Source organism: Clostridium sp. MCC345 (assembly GCF_018785345.1).
Taxonomy (GTDB): domain Bacteria; phylum Bacillota; class Clostridia; order Lachnospirales; family Anaerotignaceae; genus Anaerotignum_A; species Anaerotignum_A faecicola.
This window is the reverse complement of record NZ_WQPP01000054.1, coordinates 1-657: the sequence shown is the minus strand read 5'-3', so window position 1 is coordinate 657 and position 657 is coordinate 1. Positions and strand designations below refer to the sequence as shown.

Genomic DNA, 657 nt, shown 5'->3' with positions numbered 1-657 from the left:
GAGCTGCTTGCCGCTGTTGGGAAGCTGACCGCCGAATACGGCAGGATCGGCGGCAACTTAAACCAGATAGCCCGGACGCTGAACGAGTGGCACAGCCCCTACCCGCAGCTTGCCGGGGAGGTACGGGCGGCGGTTTCCGACCTTGCTGCCCTAAAGTTTGAAGTCTTGCAGAAAGTGGGTGACGCTGTTGGCAACATTCAAACATATCAGCTCTAAAAATGCGGACTATGGCGCAGCGGAAGCCTACCTCACATTTGAGCATGACGAGTTTACCATGAAGCCCACCCTTGATGAAAACGGGCGGCTGATACCGAGGGAGGATTACCGCATTTCTTCCCTTAACTGCGGGGGCGAGGATTTCGCTGTTGCCTGTATGCGGGCTAATCTCCGCTATGAGAAAAACCAAAAACGGGAAGATGTGAAAAGCCACCACTATATCATCAGCTTTGACCCACGGGACGGGACAGACAACGGCTTGACCACAGACCGGGCGCAGGAACTGGGGGAACAGTTCTGCAAGGCACATTTCCCCGGACACCAAGCCCTAATCTGCACCCACCCGGACGGGCATAACCACAGCGGGAATATCCATGTGCATATCGTCATCAACTCCCTGCGGATTTACGAAGTCCCGCTTCTGCCCTACATGGACAGACC

The 657-nt window shown here is 55.6% G+C and carries 2 protein-coding genes; both read left to right on the top strand.

The features are described from left to right. Nucleotides 1-216 (top strand): plasmid mobilization relaxosome protein MobC (gene mobC, locus GPK49_RS09190; RefSeq protein WP_215677569.1); only part of this gene is annotated, 216 nt, incomplete at its 5' end. After that, nucleotides 188-657 (top strand): relaxase/mobilization nuclease domain-containing protein (locus GPK49_RS09185; protein ID WP_215677567.1); only part of this gene is annotated, 470 nt, incomplete at its 3' end. The genes mobC and GPK49_RS09185, both read left to right, overlap by 29 nt.